This window comes from Cupriavidus sp. FW216-B1 (genome assembly GCF_058789195.1).
Genome location: NZ_JBYTEL010000012.1, coordinates 83070 through 97665 on the forward strand (window position 1 = coordinate 83070; position 14596 = coordinate 97665).

The window sequence follows — 14596 nt, forward strand, 5'->3', positions numbered from 1 at the left end:
CGTGCGGTTTTTTTTTGCCCGCCGGCCGGCCGTGCCGCCCGCGCCGACCCCGGGGCGAGGCAGGTGTCACGCGCGCTTTATAATGCCAATGCCTCTTCCCGGATACAATTCCGGCACTTCCCGCCCGGAGAACCTCAGATGACCCAACCGCCAGCGCGACCCCGGCGCAGCGCATGAAATACCGCCTGCTGCGTCCGCGTCGCGCGCCGATGTCGCGGCCGCTGGCCGTGCGCTCGCACCGGCCGTGGCCGGTGCGCGTGCTGGGCGGGACGCTGGTGGCCGCGCTGGTGGCGGCGGTGGCGGGAGGGGCGTATTACGCCGGCCGGCGCGCGGTTGGCGCGGCGGGGCCGGACATGGCGGCGCAGAACAGGGCGCTGCGCGGGCAGGTGGCGGCGGTTTCGGCCGAGCGCGACCGCCTGCAGGCCGCGGCCAATACCGCCGACGCGCAGTTGCAGATGGCGCGCGGCGCGCAGCGCGGGCTGGCGCAGCAGCTCAAGACGGCGGAGGGCGAGGTTGCCCAGCTCCAGGAAGACCTGGCGTTCTTCGAGAGCCTGCTGCCCGCCAGTGGCAATACCTCGGGCATCCACGTGCGCAGTTTCCGGGTCAGCGTTGATGAAGCTGACACACAAAAGATGCACTATCGGTTACTTGTCATGCAGGGCGGCTCGAAGGCGTTCTCGTCCCTGCCCGAGTTTCGCGGTGAGTTACAGTTGGTGGCTTCGCTGGTGCGGGACGGCCAGCCCGTCACCTTGAACCTGGGCGAGGACCAGGCCGGCGCGCTGCCGGACCTGCGCCTCACGCACTACCAGCGCATCGAGGGGACGTTCGCGCTGCCTGCCGGCGCCGCGGTGCAGGCGGTGACGGTACGAATTTTGCAGAACGGTCAGTTACGCGCGACCCAGACGGCCCTGCCGTAAGGCCGCCGCGGCCGGCAACTCCAGAGAGGGGCAAAAGGACCTATGTTTTTTTCCAAGAAGAAGGGCCTGGCGATCGATACGCTGATCGGCCAGCACACTGTGATCCACGGCGACCTCACGTTCTCGGGCGGCCTGCGCCTGGACGGTCGCGTGCGCGGCAACGTGACGGCGCTGGCCGAGCAGTCGAGCATGCTGGTCATCAGCGAGAAAGGCGTGGTCGAGGGCGAGGTCCGCGTCGGCCACCTGATCCTCAACGGCACCGTGACCGGCCCCGTCCACGCGGCCGAGCTGCTGGAACTGCAGCCGCACGCGCGCGTGTACGGCGAGGTGCACTACGCGGCGCTGGAAATGCACCAGGGCGCGCTGGTCGAAGGGCGGCTGGTGCCGCTCGGCGCCGGCGAGCCCAAGGCGCTGCCCAACCTGTCGCTGGCCAGCGGCGCGGCGGACGCTTCGGATGCCGCGGATGTTGCGGATGGTGCGGATGCGGCCGGGGATGCGCAGAAAACCGCCTGATGACGCACGCGCGGCGGGCCGGCGGCGGCAGAAGCCCTTGAAGTTGCGGGGTTTCGGCACGATCTTCCCGATGCGCTTAGAATACAGGCGTATCTAAACAGGAGAACCCCATGAACGCAGTCGCAGAGGCACCCGTTACCGAGGACATGCCGGCTCCGTTTGTCTTTACCGACAGCGCTGCCGACAAGGTCAAGCAGTTGATCGAGGAAGAGGGCAATGCCGACCTGAAACTGCGCGTCTTCGTGCAGGGCGGCGGCTGTTCCGGCTTCCAGTACGGCTTCACCTTCGATGAAGACGTCAACGAGGACGACACCACCCTCAACAAGAACGGCGTCACGCTGCTGATCGACTCGATGAGCTACCAGTACCTGGTGGGCGCCGAGATCGACTACAAGGAAGACATCAACGGCGCGCAGTTCGTGATCAAGAATCCCAACGCCACCACCACCTGCGGCTGCGGTTCTTCGTTCTCGGTCTGACGAACGCCCGACCGGCCAGCAGTAAAAAAGCGCACTTCGGTGCGCTTTTTGTTTTCATGCACCCGGCAAGGGCCGCCGTCCCGCACCAGCACGAGGCGCGGCCGATCTACGAAGGCCGGCGCCACACCACCGGGAACCAGTCCTCGCGCATGCGCTCGCCGCTGGCCAGCCCGATGCCCGGGAACGGCGGCGAGGTCCGGCCCGGCCGCGCGAGGTAGCGCACGTCGTCGCCGAGGAAGCGCGCCGAGAACGCGCGGCGCCGGCCGCTGCCGGTATTGCCGGCGGCGCCGTGCACGGTGCGGAAGTCGAACACCACCGCGTCGCCGGGCTCCAGCTCCGGCACCAGGATCGCGTGGCTGCCGTCTTCCACGTCGGGCATCTCCATGAACAGGTCGTCGCCAGCGTAGAAATTCTCGTTGCTGGCCCAGCGCTTGGGCCGCACCAGCCGCGGCCAGCGGTGCGAGCCGAGCACCACGCGCAAGGTGTTGGCGCGGGTGACGGGGTCGAGCGGAATCCAGTAGCTCGCGGTCTGCAGTCCTTCCACGCAGTAATAGGGCAGGTCCTGGTGCCAGGGCGTGGGCTTGGCCGTGCCCGGCTCCTTGACCAGGATGTGCTCGTGGAAGACCTGCACGGCGTCGGCCCCCATCAGCCGCCCGGCGATCTCCGCCGCCGGCGAGCGGCGGATGAAGTCGGCGAACGGCGCGATGCGCTGCCAGTTGCAGTAGTCCTCGAAGAAGCGCCCGCGCTCGCCGCCGCCGACGTTCTCGATCGCGAACGGACCGGGCTGCGCGAGATTCTGCTCGAAGCCATCGCGCAGCGCGGCCACCCAGCCGGCGAAGGCGCCGCGCAGCACCAGCGCGCCGTCGCGCTGGTAGGTTTCGATGTCGGCCGGCGAGAGGGCGGCCGGGAGGGCGGCCGAGGGGGCTGGCGAGAGGGTCACGATGGTCCTTTCCGGCTGGCGTGGGGCGGGGATGGAACGAGTATCGCGGCTGCCTGGAGATAGGAAAAGCATATATTTCCTATGCTGTAGTATTGGAAATTATGATTGGTTTCTCCTTCCGCCAGCTCGAATACTTCGTGGCCGCCGCCGAGCACGGCAGCATCAGCGCCGCCGCGCGGGCGCGCCATGTGTCGCAGCCGTCGGTGTCGCTGGCGATCGCGCAGCTCGAGGAAACGCTCGGCGAGACGCTATTCCGCCGCCAGGTCAGCCGCGGGCTGGAACTGACGCCGGCCGGCCAGCAACTGCTCGGCCGCGCGCGCGACATCCTGGCGCTGGCCGCGGGCCTGGGCGCCGGCGGCGCGCACGGGGCCGCCGGGCGCGGCCTGCGCGGGCAGCTTTCGCTGACGTGCTTCCAGGATCTCGGTGCCTACTATGCGCCGCGCCTGCTGGCCGGCTTTCGCCGCCGGCATCCGGAGGTCTCGGTGACGCTGTTCGAGGCGGACCTGGCGACGGTGCATCGCGCGCTGGCCGCCGGCAAGGCAGAGCTGGCGCTGACCTACGATCTCGGCTTCGACCAGCGCATCGCGCGCTGGGTGGTGGCGCGGCTGGCGCCCTATGCGTTGCTGCCGGCCGGCCACGCGCGTGCCGGGCAGGCGGACGTCAGCCTGGCCGAGCTGGCTTCGGAGCGGCTGATCCTGGAGGACATCGCGCAGACGCGCGAGTATTTCCTGTCGCTGTTCTGGGCCCACGGCCTGCGCCCGCAGCTGCACCAGTACACGCAGACCTTCGAGATGCAGCGCGGGCTGGTGGCGCATGGCTACGGCGTGGCGCTGTCGTGCACGCGCCCGGCCGGGGACCACAGCTACGACGGCGAGCCGATCGCCTGCCTGCCGCTGCGCGACGCGGTGGCGCCGCAGCGCGTGGTGCTGGCGCGCTCGCCGGCCATGCGGCCGTCGCCGGTGGCCGAGGCCTTCATCCAGTGGGCATGCGAGGCCGGCCACGCGCAGCCGGCGTGAGGATGTAGCGGCAAGAAGCGCCTTCTAAGAAGCGCCTTCTTAGCGCGGGTAGAGCGCGCCCAGCACGCGCGGGCCGGCCGCGCCGGTGACGGTCGGCACGTTGCCCGGCGCGCGCAGCAGCATCTGGCGCGCCAGCCATGCGAAGGCGATGCCTTCGACCTGCGAGACCGGCACGCCGAAGTCGTCCGAGCTTTGCACGGCCACGCCCGGCAGCGCGCGCGCCAGCAGCGCCATGACGAAGCCGTTGCGCGCGCCGCCGCCGCACACGATCAGCCGCGCGGCGCCGGGCGCGTGCGCGCGCACGTCACGCGCGATGGTCTCGGCCGTGAGCGCGGCCAGCGTGGCCTGCACATCGGCCGGCGCGAGCGCGGCGCCGTGGGCGGCGAGATGGCTTTCCAGCCAGGCCGGGTGGAACAGGTCGCGGCCGGTGCTCTTGGGCGGGGCCACGCTGAAATAGGGCTCGGCCAGCAGGCGCGCCAGCAGCGCGTGGTCGATGCTGCCGCTGGCGCCCCAGGCGCCGCCGGCGTCGAAGGCCTGGCCGTGGTGGCGCTCGATCCAGTAGTCGAGCAGCACGTTGCCGGGGCCGCAGTCGAAGCCGCTGACGGGGGCCTGGCCGCCCTGGCCGCCGGCGGTGGCGGGCAGCACGCTGATGTTCGAGATGCCGCCGATGTTGCAGGCCACGCGTGTCTCGCCGGCGGCGCCGAACAGAGCCTGGTGCAGCGCCGGCACCAGCGGCGCGCCCTGGCCGCCGGCGGCCACGTCGCGGCTGCGGAAATCCGCCACCACGTCGATGCCGCACAGCTCGGCCAGCAGCGCGGGCTGCTGGCTCTGGCGCGTATAGCCGGTGCCGTCGTAGAGGCCGGGCCGGTGGCGGATGGTCTGCCCGTGCGCGCCCACGGCCGCGATCGCCGCCGCCGCCAGCCCCGAGTCGCGCAGCAGCGACGCCACGCAGCCGGCGTAGACGCGCGCCAGTCCGTTGGCGGCCAGCGCCTCGCGGTGGATCTCGTCGGCGCCGGGCTGCTGGAGCGCGGCGAAGGCCTCGCGCAGCTCGGCCGGGAAGGGCTGGTGCGCCGCCGCCAGCACCGCCGGCCGCGCGCCGGAGAAATCGACCAGCACGCCGTCGGCGCCGTCCATGCTGGTGCCGGACATGATGCCGATGAAGCGGTCGGAGGCGGACGGCGGGGACGCGGAGGTCGGCATGCTGGCTCAGTTGTTGATGGAGGCCACGTTGTAGGTGCGCAGCGCGTTGATGCGGCTGAGCAGCTCGCTGGAGTAGGCGAGGAACTGCTGGCGCGCCGGCCCGGTCAGCGCCGGCGTGTCCAGCGCGGCGATGGCCAGCGGGTTGAGCGGCACGTCGTTGACGCGGAACTCGTAGTGCAGGTGCGGCCCGGTGGCCCAGCCGGTCTGGCCGACGTAGCCGATGACCTGCCCCTGCGACACATGCTGGCCGCGCTGCATGCCGGCAAAGCCGGACAAGTGCGCGTAGTAGGTGGCGTAGCCGCTGTGGTGCCGGAGGATGACGATGTTGCCGTAGCCGTTCTGCTGGCCGACGAATTCCACCTCGCCGTCGCCGGTGGCCATCACCTTGGTGCCGGTCGGCGCGGCGAAGTCCACGCCCTTGTGCTGCGCCCAGTTGTGATGCAGCGGATGGTTGCGCCCGCCGAAGCCGGACGACACCCGCGAGAACTCCACCGGCGAGCGCAGGAACGGCCGCTTCATGCTGCGCCCGTCGAAGGTGTAGTAGGCGCCCTGGGCGCCCTGCGCGCCGCCGTCGGGCGCGTACCACAGCGCCTGGTGCAGCTGGTTGTGGTTGATCAGCTCGACCGCCACCACGCGGCCGTTGCGCACGAAGGCGGCGTCGCGGTAGCCCGCCTCGTAGACGATGCGGAAGCGGTCGCCGGCGGTGATGTCGTGGTGGAAGTCGATCACGCCGGAGAAGATCGAGATCATCTGCGCGACCACGTCGTCGGGCACGTCGGCGTCGTCCATGGCCTTGAAGAAGCCGCCCGCGGCGATGGCGCCGGACAGCATCTCGTAGTGCACGTCGTTCTTCACCGACTGCACGCGCGCCTTGTAGGCCGGCGTGGCGGCGTCGCCGGCGCGCTCGATCACCAGCTCGCGCGAGGACTGCGCGTCGCCGCCGAGGTTGGCCTGCAGCGACACCAGCAGGTTGTCCTGGTCGACCTCGGCCTGCACGTTCTGGCCCGGCTCGAGCGCGAACAGGCCGCGCGCGGTGGCGTTGCCGCGGATGAAGGCCTGCGCGTCGGGATCGTCGATGCCGAGCCGCTTGAGCAGCGTGGCGATGGTGTCGCCGCGCAGCATGCGCGCCTCGCGCACGAAGGTGGCGTCGGTTTCGGTAAGTTGCTCGAGCTGGTCGCGCAGGTCGGGCAGCCGGATGGCTTCCCGGATGCGCGGCGCAAGGGGGTCGTCGTAGGCGTTGCGCGGCGCCACGCCCATGGCGGCCGCCATGCCAAGCGTAAACACCGTGCCGACCGCCGCCGTGAGCTGCTTGCGCCGGCGCGCGTGCAGGGCGTTGGTCGGATCGACGAGAACCACCAGCTCACGCGCGAAAACTTCGCGGAGTCTGGACCACATCACGTAAAATTCACTCTTTGGTTCGGGCTGCGCTGCCGCGACGATCTGCTTCGTCTGCCTTCCTCCCCCGAGGTGCGGCGCGTGCCATATTGGTTTGCCGCCGTAGAATGGCGGTTGGCCAACGGGAGCGTCCCGCCGGCACAAGAAGCGCGGATTATACCAAATGCGGCCGCTGGCTGTTTTTCGTACGCGTCTGAATTCTCATGTTTTTCAAAGACTTACGTCATGACTGAAGTTTCCTCCGGCGCCGCCACCTCCTACCCCCTCACGCCTACCGTGATGCACGCCCTGGAGGTGTCCAAGCGCGGCTGCGACGAACTGCTGGTCGAGTCCGAGTGGCTGGCCAAGCTCGCGCGCAGCGAGGCGACCGGCGTGCCGCTGCGCATCAAGCTGGGCCTGGACCCGACCGCGCCCGACATCCACATCGGCCACACCGTGGTGCTCAACAAGCTGCGCCAGCTGCAGGACCTCGGCCACCAGGTCATCTTCCTGATCGGCGACTTCACCTCCACCATCGGCGATCCGTCCGGGCGCAACGCCACGCGCCCCCCGCTCACGCGCGAGCAGATCGAGGCCAACGCCCAGACCTACTACCGCCAGGCCAGCCTGGTGCTCGACCCGGACCGCACCGAGATCCGCTACAACAGCGAATGGTGCGACCCGCTCGGCGCGCGCGGCATGATCGAGCTGGCGGCCAAGTACACCGTGGCGCGCATGATGGAGCGCGACGACTTCACCAAGCGGTTCCGTTCTGGGATTCCGATTTCGGTCCATGAGTTCCTCTACCCGCTGATGCAAGGCTACGATTCGGTCGCGCTCAAGGCCGACCTCGAGCTCGGCGGCACCGACCAGAAGTTCAACCTGCTGGTCGGGCGCGAACTGCAGAAGGAGTACGGCCAGGAGCAGCAGTGCATCCTGACCATGCCGCTGCTGGTCGGCCTGGACGGCGTGGAGAAGATGTCCAAGTCCAAGGGCAACTACGTCGGCGTGACCGAGGCCCCGAGCGACATGTTCGGCAAGCTGATGAGCATCTCCGACGACCTGATGTGGCAGTACTTCGAATTGCTGTCGTTCCGCCCGCTGAGCGAGATCGACCTGATGAAGCAGGAGATCGCGCTGGGCCGCAACCCGCGCGACTGCAAGGTGCTGCTCGGCCAGGAGATCGTCGCGCGCTTCCACAGCGCGGCCGACGCCGAGCGCGCGCTGGAAGACTTCAACCACCGCGCGCGCGGTGGCGTGCCCGACGACATCCCGGCGGTCAGCCTGTCCGGCGCGCCGCTGGGCATCGCGCAGCTGCTCAAGCAGGCCAACCTGGTGCCGTCCACCTCCGAGGCCAACCGCAACATCGAGCAGGGCGGCGTCAAGATCGACGGCGCCGTGGTCAGCGACAAGGCGCTCAAGGTCGAGGCCGGCAGCTACGTCGTGCAGGTCGGCAAGCGCCGCTTCGCGCGCGTGACGCTGGCGTGAGCGCGCGCCGGAGCCGTCCATGATCGCGCTGATCCAGCGGGTCTCGCAGGCCCGCGTCACGGTCGAAGGCCGCACCACCGGCGAGATCGGCGCCGGCCTGCTGGCGCTGGTGTGCGCCGAGCGCGGCGACACCGAAGCCCAGGCCGAGCGCCTGCTGGCCAAGCTGCTGTCCTACCGCGTGTTCTCCGACGCCAACGGCAAGATGAACCTGCCGGTGCAGGACATCGACGGCCGCGGCACGCGCGGCGGCCTGCTGGTGGTGTCGCAGTTCACGCTGGCGGCCGACACCAACAGCGGCACCCGCCCGAGCTTCACCCCGGCCGCCGCGCCGGCCGACGGCGAGCGTCTCTACAACCATTTCGTGCAGCGCGCCCGCGCCGCGCACGGCGAGGTCCAGACCGGCGAATTCGGCGCCATGATGCAGGTCAGCCTGGTCAACGACGGCCCGGTGACCTTCTGGCTGCGCGTGCCGCCGGCCTGAGTCCGCCGACCCTCACATTGGCCGCGCCGCGCGCGGCGCCCAAACCAGCAAGGAGAGATACATGAAGATCTGGAGCAAGGCATTCGGCGACAACGGTCCCATCCCGGTCGATTTCGCTTTCGGCGCGATGGATCCCGCCACCCACGTGGCGCTGTCGGGCAACCGCAATCCCGACCTGCACTGGGACGAGGCGCCGGCCGCCACGCGCTCGTTCGTGCTGATCTGCCACGACCCGGACGTGCCGAGCCGCGGCGACGACGTCAATCAGGAAGGCCGCGAAGTGCCGGCCTCGCTGCCGCGCGTGGACTTCTTCCACTGGGTGCTGGTCGACATCCCGCCTGGCCTGCGCTCGATCTCCGCCGGCAGCCACAGCGACGGCGTGATCGCGCGCGGCAAGCCCGGCCCCGAGGCCACCGGCGGCACCGCGGCGGCGGGTGGCCTGCGCCACGGCCTCAACGACTACACCGGCTGGTTCGCCGGCGACCCCGACATGAAGGGCGACTACTACGGCTACGACGGCCCCTGCCCGCCGTGGAACGACACCCTGCTGCACCACTACGTGTTCACCGTCTACGCGCTCGACGTCGACCGCCTGCCGCTCGACGGCACCTTCACCGGCGCGCAGGTGCGCGAGGCGATCCGCGGCCACGTGCTGGCGCAGGCGGCGATCACCGGCACCTACACGCTGAACCCGAAGCTGTCCGGCCCGGCGCAATAGGCTGCGACAGGCCACAACGGGCCACAACGGGCCACAACGGGCCACAACGGGCCACGACAGGCCGCGCGAGGCCGTGCGCGGCCGCGGACCCCGCCGGCATGGCCGGCGGGGTCCGCGAAGGGTCGCAGGCAAACGCAAGGAAGAGAAAGGAAACGGCATGTCGCAATTGCCCGGGCCGCATTCGCTGGCCTTCACCCACCTGATCCTGATCCGCCACGGCGAGACCGCGTGGAACCGCGAGCGGCGCCTGCAGGGGCAGCTCGACATCCCGCTCAACGCCACCGGCGTGGCGCAGGCCGACGCGCTGGCGCAGGCGCTGTCCGACGAGCCGATCGACGCGGTCTATGCCAGCGACCTGTCGCGCGCGATGCAGACCGCGGCGCCGCTGGCCGAGGCGCTCGGCACCACGGTGCGGCCCGACGCGCGGCTGCGCGAGCGCTGCTACGGCGCGCTCGAAGGCCGCACCTACGCGGAGGTGGCGGAGAATTCGCCCGAGGATTTCGCCCGCTGGCAGGCGCGCGTGCCGGACTACGCGCCGCAGGGCGGCGAATCGCTGCTGGCCTTCCACGAGCGCGCGGTGGAAGCCGCGCTGGCGCTGGCGCGCCGCCATCCGGGCGAGCGCATCGCGCTGGTCGCGCACGGCGGGGTGCTCGACTGCCTCTACCGGGAAGCCAACGACATGACGCTCGAAGCGCCGCGCCAGCACGAGCTGCTCAACGCCAGCATTAACCGGCTGCGCTGCGACAGTCAGCGCCTGACCGTGATGCAGTGGGCCGACGTGGCCCACCTGCAGGACCTGGCGCTCGACGAGGTGGACCGCCGCGTGCCCTAGCCGCGCGGCATGGCGGGCCGCGCTACACGCGCAGCCGGAACGGCGTGAAGTCGGTGTTGCGGTCGTACCAGTCCTCGCGCTCGGCGCGCTTGAGGAAACCCACCACCTTGTAGGTGACCGGCGTCATCACCACCTCCCAGCCGGTCTTCAGGATGTACTGGGCGATCGCCACCTGGATCACCTTCTCCAGCGGCCAGATGCCGTAGAACGCGATCACGTAGAACAGCGACGAGTCGACCAGCTCGCCGGCCAGCGTGGAGCCGATGGTGCGCGTCCACAGCCAGCGCCCCTCGGTCCACAGCTTCATCTTGGCCAGCACGTAGCTGTTGGCGAAGCTGCCGCAGCAGAACGCGATCAGCGAGCCGAGCGCGATGCGCCAGGTGTTGCCGAACACGTCCTGCAGGCTTTTCTGGTAGTCGCTCATGAACGGCGCCACCGGCATCTTCAGCACCACCAGGCTCATGAACGTGGCGAAGGCCAGCGCGGCGAAGCCGGCCCACACCACGCGGCGGTCGCGCCCGTAGCCGTAGACTTCGGTCAGCACGTCGCCGAAGATGTAGGAGATGGGGAAGAACAGCACGCCGGCGCCGAAGGTCACCGGGCCGATCAGCGGCAGCGTGACCTGGGCCGCCTTGGCCGCGCCGATCAGGTTGGAGCACAGCAGGACCGTGACGAACGCCACCATCACGAGATCGTAGTAGCGGTAGACGCGCCCGGTATGGCCGGGCGTGGCGTTCGATGTGGTCATGGCGGTTCCAGGGGCGGCGGTGTGGCGATTATGCCAGCCATGCCGCCGCCGTGTTCGCGCCGCGTCCGCCTCGCTCGCGCGCCGTGAGGCGCGCGCCGGACTACAGGTCCAGCTTGCCGATCTTGGAGCCGTCCAGCGAGATGTCGAACATCAGCCCGGCGTTGGTCTGCACGAAGCCGATCACCGGCTGCTGCGCGGTGTTGGTGTCGATCGAGCCGTTGGCGCCGATCTTGGCCAGCGCCACGCTGGCATCCGCGCCCACGGTCCAGCCGCTGCTGTTGAGGAACTTGCTGTAGGCGTCGGGCGTCATGAACATGATGATGACCGACTTGGACTGCCCGCCCGCGGTCAGGCCCACCGAGGCCGAGGTGGTGCGGTAGTAGCCCACCGGAGCACCGCTGCGGCCGCGCAGCACGCCTTCGCCATATTCGCCGCCGATCACCAGCCCCGCCGACAGCACGCGCGGGAAGACCAGGATGCCCTGGGCGCGCGCGGCCAGCTCGCGCGCGCTGCTGGTGGTGCCGTAGAGCCGGTTGAGCGCGCCGTCGGCCCCCGCGTTGATCTCCTGCCGCTTGGCCGCCGCGTCGGTTGGCGCATTGGTGCCCGTGGTGGTGCAGCCCGCGGTGAAGGCGGTGGCCACGAGCAGGCCCGAGCCCGCCATCCGGGTCACAAACTGGCGTCGATTCATGTGCTCTCTCCTGTCAGGTACGAACGGGGCCGGCCGCCCGGCATGCGGCGCCAGGCCGGTACCGCCTCGCGGCGGCCGGAACTAAGCCATTGTGAACAGGCAGGCAGCCGCCAGCAACGCGCGACGAAAGAATTGTCTGCGGGCAACGAAAACATTTAACACGGGATACGCGGCACCGCGCGGCCGTCGCCGCCGCGCCTCAGGGCGCCGGCTCGGCCTCGCCGCCCGGCGCGGGCAGCCCGAAGTGCAGGTAGGCGGCGGCCGTGGCCATGCGCCCGCGCGGCGTGCGCTGCAGGTAGCCCTGCTGGATCAGGTACGGCTCCAGCACGTCCTCGATGGTGTCGCGCTCCTCGCCGATGGCCGCGGCGAGGTTGTCCACGCCGACCGGGCCGCCGCCGAACTTGTGCAGGATGGCCTCGAGCAGCTTGCGGTCCATCAGGTCGAAGCCGACCGCGTCCACGTCGAGCATGGCCAGCGCGGCATCGGCGGTGGCGCGCGTGATGGTGCCGTCGCTCTTGACCTCGGCGAAATCGCGCACGCGCCGCAGCAGGCGGTTGGCGATGCGCGGCGTGCCGCGCGCGCGGCGGGCGATCTCCAGCGCGCCGAGCGGGTCGATGCGGGCATTGAGCAGTTGCGCCGAGCGGGTGACGATGCGCCCGAGCTCCTCGGCGGTGTAGAACTCCAGCCGCGCGACGATGCCGAAGCGGTCGCGCAGCGGGTTGGTCAGCATGCCGGCGCGCGTGGTGGCGCCGACCAGCGTGAACGGCTGCAGGTCCAGCTTGACCGAGCGCGCGGCCGGCCCCTCGCCGATCATGATGTCGATCTGGTAGTCCTCGAGCGCCGGGTACAGGATTTCCTCCACCACCGGCGAGAGGCGGTGGATCTCGTCGATGAAGAGGACGTCGTTGGCCTCGAGGTTGGTCAGCAGCGCGGCGAGGTCGCCCGGGCGCTCCAGCACCGGGCCGGAGGTCTGGCGCAGGTTCACGCCCATCTCGCGCGCGATGATGTGCGCCAGCGTGGTCTTGCCCAGGCCCGGCGGGCCGAACAGCAGCACGTGGTCGAGCGCCTCGCGGCGGTTGCGCGCGGCGTGCATGAAGATGTCGAGCTGGCCGCGCACCTTCTCCTGGCCGACGTATTCGTCGAGCAGCTTCGGGCGCAGCGCGCGCTCGAAGGCCTCCTCGCTGGGGGAGGCGGTGGTGGGGGCGATCACGCGGTCGCTGCCGCGGTCGGGGACCAGCTTGTCGGTTTCGATCATGGGTGTGCTGCGGGCGAAGTGGCTCGATTGTAGCCCCTCCGGGCCGCGCTACCCGCGCCGGCCGCGCCTGCCCGCGGCCGCTCAGCCCTTGGAGAGCGACTTCAGCGCCAGCTTGATGCCGTCCGACACGCCGGTGCCGGCCGGCACCTGCTTGATGGCCAGCGCCGCTTCCTTCTCCGAGTAGCCCAGCGCCAGCAGCGCGTTGAGGATGTCGACGGCGTTGTCGTGCACCGGCGTGCTGCCCGGCGCGTGGCCGAGCTCGGCGCCGAGCTTGCCCTTGAGCTCGAGCAGCAGGCGCTCGGCGGTCTTCTTGCCGATACCCGGCACGCGCGTCAGGCGCCCGGCCTCCTGCAGCGTGATGGCCTGCGCCAGCTCGCCGACCGACATGCCCGACAGCACGGCCAGCGCCATGCGCGCGCCGATGCCGGTGATCTTGATCAGCTCGCGGAACGCATTGCGCTCGGTGGCGGTGCCGAAGCCGTACAGCAGGTGCGCGTCCTCGCGCACGATCTGCTGGGTCAGCAGCGTGACCGGATGGCCCACCGCGGGAAGGTTGTAGAACGTGCTCATCGGCACGTCGATCTCGTAGCCGACGCCGTGGCAGTCGACCAGCAGGTGCGGGGGATTCTTCTCGATGAGGGTGCCGGCGATGCGTCCGATCATGGTGTCTGGTGTGTGCGGCGAAAGCGAAAGTGGGCGCCAGTGTAGCCGAGCGGCGGGTCAGCGTCCCAGGGTGTCGACGGCGCGGCGGCCCAGCGCCGGGTCGTCGGTGAAAACGCCGTCGACGCCGGCGGCCAGGAAGGCCTGCACCTCCCGCACCATGCCGTCCGGGCTGCGCGTGGCATCGTCGCCGCCGGTGCGCAGGCCGCGCGGCAGGAAGCTGTTCTCGGGGCGGAACGTGTACGGGTGCACCAGCAGCCCGGCGGCATGGGCGTTGCGCACCAGCGCGGTGGGCGCGCCCAGGCCGCCGCCGGCATCGCGCGGCACCACGCTGGACTTCTCCGGCGCGATGCCGCCGGCATAGCTGGCCACCTCGCGTAGGCCGATGGGCGTCATCATGTCGGCGTAGGTGCGGGTGTCGCCGGCCAGGCGCCAGTCGGCGGGCCGGCCGCGCGCGCCGCCCATCAGCTGCACCAGCTTCACGTTCGGCATGCCGGCGCCCAGGCGCTGGCGCAGCTCGCGCAGGTTGCCGCTCTCGAACGACTGCACGTACACCGGCGCGCTGCGCGTATAGGCGTGCGCGCGCAGCGTGGCCACCAGCTTTTCCTCGAGCGGCAGGCCGATGCCGCGGAAGTAGCTCGGGTGCTTGGTCTCGGGGTACAGGGCGATCACGCGGCCGCTGCGCCGCGAAGCGCTGGCCACCATGTCGATGATCTCGTCGAGGGTCGGGATCTCGAACTGGTCGTTGTACTGCGTGTTGGCGCGGCGCAGCTGCGGGATGCGCTCGCGCGCGCGCAGCGTCTTCAGTTCGGCCAGCGTGAAGTCCTCGGTGAACCAGCCGTCCAGGCGCTCGCCGTCGATCACCTTGATGCGCTTGCGGCCGGCGAACTGCGGCAGCGTGGAGACATTGGTGGTGCCGCCGATCTCGTTCTCGTGGCGGGCCACCAGCACGCCGTCGCGCGTCGTCACGAGGTCCGGCTCGATGGCGTCGGCGCCGTCCTCGATGGCGCGCGCGTAGGATGCCAGCGTGTGTTCCGGGCGCAGCGCGCTGGCGCCGCGATGCCCGATCACCAGCGCCCTGGGCGCGGCCGGCGCCGGCGATGCGGCGGGAGCCGGCGCGGTGGCCACCGGCGGCGGCGCGGCGCAGCCGGCCAGGACCGCGGCGGCCAGTGCCGGCAGCAGCGCGGCCAGGCGTGGCAGGCGCGGACGCGCGCAAGCGCGAAGGCGACGGAAGTCGGCGGGCAGGCGAAACATGGGCATCCTCGGGCGGGCAACCGTCCGATTGTA

Annotated in this window: 16 protein-coding genes; 8 read left to right on the top strand and 8 right to left on the bottom strand. The window is 70.6% G+C overall.

All coding sequences use genetic code 11. The features are described 5' to 3' along the window. Positions 1-173: 173 nt before the first annotated feature. The 3 genes from AC3WXD_RS23085 to erpA all read left to right on the top strand — a co-directional run bounded on the left by AC3WXD_RS23085 (position 174) and on the right by erpA (position 1909). The gene (locus AC3WXD_RS23085; protein ID WP_492324770.1) at positions 174-917 is read left to right on the top strand and encodes a DUF6776 family protein; all 744 of its coding nucleotides are present in this window, start codon (positions 174-176) and stop codon (positions 915-917) included. Positions 918-959: 42 nt separating this feature from the next. Next, positions 960-1430 carry a bactofilin family protein gene (locus AC3WXD_RS23090; protein WP_492324771.1) on the top strand — a complete coding sequence of 157 codons (471 nt, stop codon included), beginning with the start codon at positions 960-962 and terminating at the stop codon, positions 1428-1430. Positions 1431-1540: 110 nt separating this feature from the next. Further along, positions 1541-1909, top strand: a complete 369-nt coding sequence (gene erpA, locus AC3WXD_RS23095) for an iron-sulfur cluster insertion protein ErpA (RefSeq protein ID WP_029043650.1) — start codon at positions 1541-1543, stop codon at positions 1907-1909. Between the two features lie 106 nt (positions 1910-2015). Here erpA and AC3WXD_RS23100 read toward each other — a convergent pair whose 3' ends face one another. Then, on the bottom strand, positions 2016-2849 hold the full coding sequence (locus AC3WXD_RS23100; RefSeq protein WP_492324772.1) for a phytanoyl-CoA dioxygenase family protein: 834 nt from the start codon (positions 2847-2849) through the stop codon (positions 2016-2018). Positions 2850-2950: 101 nt separating this feature from the next. On the opposite strand from AC3WXD_RS23100, the gene AC3WXD_RS23105 reads away from it, so the two are divergent. Next, complete coding sequence (locus tag AC3WXD_RS23105; RefSeq protein ID WP_492324773.1) at positions 2951-3865, top strand: LysR substrate-binding domain-containing protein; 915 nt, start codon at positions 2951-2953, stop codon at positions 3863-3865. Positions 3866-3904: 39 nt separating this feature from the next. Here the strand turns inward: AC3WXD_RS23105 and AC3WXD_RS23110 are convergent, their stop codons facing one another. Both AC3WXD_RS23110 and AC3WXD_RS23115 read right to left on the bottom strand, forming a co-directional pair. Next, complete coding sequence (locus AC3WXD_RS23110; RefSeq protein ID WP_492324774.1) at positions 3905-5065, bottom strand: anhydro-N-acetylmuramic acid kinase; 1161 nt, start codon at positions 5063-5065, stop codon at positions 3905-3907. A gap of 6 nt (positions 5066-5071) precedes the next feature. Beyond that, positions 5072-6460 carry a M23 family metallopeptidase gene (locus tag AC3WXD_RS23115; protein ID WP_020203193.1) on the bottom strand — a complete coding sequence of 463 codons (1389 nt, stop codon included), beginning with the start codon at positions 6458-6460 and terminating at the stop codon, positions 5072-5074. 225 nt (positions 6461-6685) lie between these two features. On the opposite strand from AC3WXD_RS23115, the gene tyrS reads away from it, so the two are divergent. From tyrS to AC3WXD_RS23135, 4 genes are all read left to right on the top strand, one after another. Beyond that, positions 6686-7927: a tyrosine--tRNA ligase gene (gene tyrS / locus AC3WXD_RS23120; RefSeq protein ID WP_059410485.1), complete on the top strand. Its 1242-nt coding sequence runs from the start codon at positions 6686-6688 to the stop codon at positions 7925-7927. A gap of 19 nt (positions 7928-7946) precedes the next feature. Next, positions 7947-8408, top strand: a complete 462-nt coding sequence (gene dtd / locus AC3WXD_RS23125; RefSeq protein WP_020203195.1) for a D-aminoacyl-tRNA deacylase — start codon at positions 7947-7949, stop codon at positions 8406-8408. A gap of 61 nt (positions 8409-8469) precedes the next feature. After that, positions 8470-9126, top strand: a complete 657-nt coding sequence (locus AC3WXD_RS23130; RefSeq protein ID WP_059410486.1) for a YbhB/YbcL family Raf kinase inhibitor-like protein — start codon at positions 8470-8472, stop codon at positions 9124-9126. A gap of 157 nt (positions 9127-9283) precedes the next feature. Continuing rightward, positions 9284-9958 carry a histidine phosphatase family protein gene (locus AC3WXD_RS23135; protein ID WP_492324775.1) on the top strand — a complete coding sequence of 225 codons (675 nt, stop codon included), beginning with the start codon at positions 9284-9286 and terminating at the stop codon, positions 9956-9958. 22 nt (positions 9959-9980) lie between these two features. Here AC3WXD_RS23135 and AC3WXD_RS23140 read toward each other — a convergent pair whose 3' ends face one another. The 5 genes from AC3WXD_RS23140 to AC3WXD_RS23160 form a co-directional block, all read right to left on the bottom strand. Then, positions 9981-10706, bottom strand: coding sequence for a queuosine precursor transporter (locus AC3WXD_RS23140; protein WP_020203198.1), 726 nt, complete (start codon positions 10704-10706; stop codon positions 9981-9983). A gap of 100 nt (positions 10707-10806) precedes the next feature. Continuing rightward, positions 10807-11394, bottom strand: a complete 588-nt coding sequence (locus AC3WXD_RS23145) for a BPSL1445 family SYLF domain-containing lipoprotein (RefSeq protein ID WP_059410488.1) — start codon at positions 11392-11394, stop codon at positions 10807-10809. Positions 11395-11593: 199 nt separating this feature from the next. After that, positions 11594-12649, bottom strand: coding sequence for a Holliday junction branch migration DNA helicase RuvB (ruvB, locus tag AC3WXD_RS23150; protein WP_020203201.1), 1056 nt, complete (start codon positions 12647-12649; stop codon positions 11594-11596). Positions 12650-12730: 81 nt separating this feature from the next. Beyond that, positions 12731-13312, bottom strand: a complete 582-nt coding sequence (gene ruvA, locus AC3WXD_RS23155) for a Holliday junction branch migration protein RuvA (RefSeq protein WP_020203202.1) — start codon at positions 13310-13312, stop codon at positions 12731-12733. 57 nt (positions 13313-13369) lie between these two features. Next, on the bottom strand, positions 13370-14563 hold the full coding sequence (locus tag AC3WXD_RS23160) for a glycerophosphodiester phosphodiesterase (protein ID WP_492324776.1): 1194 nt from the start codon (positions 14561-14563) through the stop codon (positions 13370-13372). Between the last annotated feature and the right edge of the window lie 33 nt (positions 14564-14596).